Here is a 238-nt window from a genome sequence, read left to right on the forward strand (position 1 = left end):
GCGCAACGTTGTGCCGGAATCAAAGATGCCGGCCTATCCGTGGCTGGTCACCCAAGCGGTCGACAGCAGCCACACCGAAACCAAGCTGAAAACCATGCGCACCCTCGGCGTGCCGTACACCGACGACGACATCAGCGGCGCGGTCGCCAGCCTCAAGGGCAAGACCGAAATGGACGCCCTCGTTTCCTATCTGCAAGTGCTCGGCACTGCGATCAAGAGCAAGAGGTGAGCCATGGTC

Annotated in this window: 1 protein-coding gene; it reads left to right on the forward strand. The window is 61.3% G+C overall.

Features of this window, described 5'->3' with window-relative positions; translation table 11 throughout:
- On the forward strand, positions 1-229 hold a 229-nt coding region (locus AAEY83_RS18360), incomplete at its 5' end, for a cbb3-type cytochrome c oxidase subunit II (RefSeq protein WP_351061562.1).
- Positions 230-238: the final 9 nt, after the last annotated feature.

Origin of the sequence: Psychrobacter sp. TB20-MNA-CIBAN-0197 (assembly GCF_040309765.1) — a bacterium.
Taxonomy (GTDB): domain Bacteria; phylum Pseudomonadota; class Gammaproteobacteria; order Pseudomonadales; family Moraxellaceae; genus Psychrobacter; species Psychrobacter submarinus.